At 60.8% G+C, this 3,366-nt stretch carries 2 protein-coding genes; both read right to left on the reverse strand.

The window, feature by feature from the left end; translation table 11 throughout:
* On the reverse strand, positions 1–2,790 hold a 2,790-nt coding region (locus DXK93_RS29600; RefSeq protein ID WP_119451991.1), incomplete at its 3' end, for an amino acid adenylation domain-containing protein.
* Positions 2,790–3,366 (reverse strand): phosphopantetheine-binding protein (locus DXK93_RS29605; RefSeq protein WP_233564638.1); only part of this gene is annotated, 577 nt, incomplete at its 5' end. The genes DXK93_RS29600 and DXK93_RS29605, both read right to left, overlap by 1 nt.

Genomic DNA, 3,366 nt, shown 5'->3' on the forward strand with positions numbered 1-3,366 from the left:
CTGCGACAGCAACTGCGCTTCCACTTCGCCCAGTTCGATGCGCAATCCCCGGATCTTGACTTGATGATCGATCCGTCCCAGGTACTCCAGCTGGCCCTCGGCGTTCCAGCGCACCAGATCGCCAGTGCGGTAAAGCCGGCCGCCAGCCTCGCCGAACGGGTCCGCCACGAAGCGTTCAGCACTCAACCCGCTGCTGCCCAGATAGCCTCGAGCCAAGCCGACTCCGCCCAAGTACAACTCGGCCGTCACGCCAGCCGGGGCTAGGCCCAAGCCGTCGTCAAGCACATAGGTCTGGATGCCGCTGATCGGCTGCCCGATAGGCACGTGGCCGCGTCCGTCATCGCGGCAAGCCCAGTGAGTGACATCAATGGCAGCTTCGGTCGGACCATAGAGGTTATAAAGCGCAGCTTGCGGCAAACGCTTGAATACGCCATTCTGCGCTTCAACTGGTAGCGCCTCGCCGCTGCAAATAATGCGTGTAAGGCTGGCGCAGGCCTCAATGCCTTCATGCGCCAGGAACGCTTGCAGCATCGACGGCACGAAGTGCAGCGTGCTGACGTTGTGCTGGAGGATCAGTTCGACCAGGCGCGCCGGATCGCGATGATCGCCTGGCTTGGCGACCACCAGCCGCGCGCCCGTCATCAGCGGCCAGAAGAACTCCCACACCGACACATCAAAGCTGAAGGGTGTCTTCTGCAAGACCGTGTCCGATGCAGACAACCCATACGCCTGCTGCATCCAGTGCAACCGGTTCAGGAGTGAGCCGTGCCGGTTCGCGGCGCCTTTTGGACGTCCCGTGGATCCCGACGTATAGATCACATACGCGAGGTTCTCTCCATGCACATCGATCCGCGGATCATGTGCGGGCTCGTCTCCCACGTCCAGCCCGTCCAGATCCAGAATTTCCAACCCCTCAAACGCCGGCAACAGATCCCTTACCGCACGCTGCGTCAGCAGCAGCCTGATTCCACTGTCGTCCACCATGTAGGCCAGCCGCTCCGTCGGGTACTCTGGATCTAGCGGCACATAGGCACCGCCCGCCTTCAGGATCGCCAGCAGTCCCACCACCATCTCGATGGAACGCTCCACCGCGATTCCAACCTTCACCTCCAGCCCTACCCCCACTTTGATCAGACGATGCGCCAGGCGGTTAGCCCGCGCATTGAGCTCCACATAACTGAGCGACTCGTCGCCGAACACCAGGGCCGCCGCCGCCGGATGCTCCTGCACCCGCTGCTCGATCAGCCGATGCACCAATTCCGTCTCAGGGTAACGACACTCGTTCACCCCCCAGGCCCGAATCTGTTGCTGCTCCGCTTCCGCCAACAACTCCACATCACCCACCGCTTGTTCGGGCCGCTGCGCCAGAGCCTGCAACACCGCCACGTAATGCTGTGCCATACGCCCTATCGTTGACGCCTCGAACAACTCCTTCGCGTAGCTAAAACTCACCCGCACCAGACCTTCGGCATCTTCGTCCAAATCCACAGTCAACTCGAACTGTGCGCCTTGTTCGCCCAGGGCATACTCCTCCAACGTAACCCCCGGCAATTGTTGCAGCGTCCGAGGGCCCGTGCGCTGATGATTGACCAGCACCTGAAACAACGGATTGATGCCCGGATTGCGCTGCGGTTGCAACGCTTCGACCAGTTGTTCGAAGGGAAGGTCCTGGTGGGTCTGCGCCCCGAGCGCCGCCTCCTTGGCCTGTTTGAGCACATCTCCCAGGCTCTGACGTCCGTGAATCAAATTGCGCAAAATCTGCGTATTGACAAAAAGGCCCACCACGCCTTCGGTCTCTTCCCGATGGCGATTTGCAATAGGCACCCCAACCCGAATATCCTCCTGGCCGCTGTAGCGATAGAGCATTATTTGAACCCCCGCCAGCAGCGCCATGAACAACGTCGCTCCTTCAGCCTGCGCCCGTCTACGCAGCCCATGCGTCAGTTCGCTTGTCAGCACGACGCGATGGCGCCCCGCGCCATAGACTCCGTCTGTCCGGCGGGGATGATCAGTGGGCAATTGCAACACCGGATTCGCGTCGCCCAGCTGCGCCTTCCAATACGCCAACTGCCGATCATTCTCGCCAGCCTCCAGCCAGTTTCGTTGCCAGACCGCGTAGTCTGCGTACTGAATCGGCAAGGTCGCCTGTCTTGAATCCTGACCTAGCACCTGAGAGCAATACTGCGCCACGAACTCGTCGACAATGATCTGCATCGACCATCCATCCGAGACGATGTGATGCATTACCACCACCAATACATGTTCGTCCGTCGCTTCCTTGATCAAGCCCACTCGCAACAACGGCCCCGTCCTCAGATCAAACGGGGTCTGGTGTAGACCGGCCGCGCCGTCTCTCAACTTACTCCCGCGCTCCTCGGCAGCCAACGCGCTCAGATCAAGCTCTTCTATCCGCACGTGGCCATCCGCCTGGACTACCTGCTCGACCCGTCCGTCCTCCCTCGCCCGAAAAACCGTGCGCAACGATTCGTGCCTCTCAACCAATGCGTCAAAGCTTGCCTTGAGCGCTTGCATGTCCAAGCAGCCCCTGAGCTTCAGCGCGCCACTGATGTGATACGCCGTGCCTAGTGGATCCAGCTGCCAGAGAAACCACTGGCGCGTCTGAGCATAGGAAGACGGGCAGCGGGAATGATCCAAGCTATTTCGGGTGACAATCGGGAAGTGTCCAACGTCCAAACCCTCCGACCTGATCTTTCGATAGATCGCCTTACGCTGATCAAGCCCAAGTCGGGCGAAACGCTCTGCGATACGATGACTCGCCAAACTATCCATTACGCGGTTTCCAGGTCGTCAATGAACGAATCAATTTCCGATAGCGACTGACTGCTCGCCGTTATGAGCCTCCCGGCTCCGACTAAGACGCTCATCTCCAGCAAGCTGGGGTTAGCAAAGAAATCTCGAATGGCCATGTCCTTCTGCATCCGAGACTGAACTCGAGCGACCACTTGCAGTGCTAGCAACGAATGCCCCCCCAACTCGAAGAAGTTGTCGTGGCGGCCCACGCGCTCGACGCCCAGGACTTCCGCCCAGATCGCCGCCAGCGCTTCTTCCACCTCGCCCAGCGGCGCCTCGTACTCTCGCGTACTTTCGAAACCGGGCTGCGGCAGCGCCTTGCGGTCCACCTTGCCATTGGCGTTGAGCGGCAAGCCCTCCAGCACCACGATCGCGCTGGGCACCATGTAGTCCGGCAACTGCCGGCCTAAACGTTCCCTCAGCGCGTCGGCCTCGACGATCCGGCCCGCCTGCATCGACACATAACCCACCAGCCGTGCTCCGCCCGGCCCGTCGCGCGCCACCACCACCGCCTCCCTGACTTCCGGCTGCGACAGCAACTGCGCTTCCACGTTC

The sequence above is a fragment of the Achromobacter sp. K91 genome (genome assembly GCF_003576205.1).
In the GTDB taxonomy this organism is placed as follows: Bacteria; Pseudomonadota; Gammaproteobacteria; order Burkholderiales; family Burkholderiaceae_B; genus Achromobacter; species Achromobacter aegrifaciens.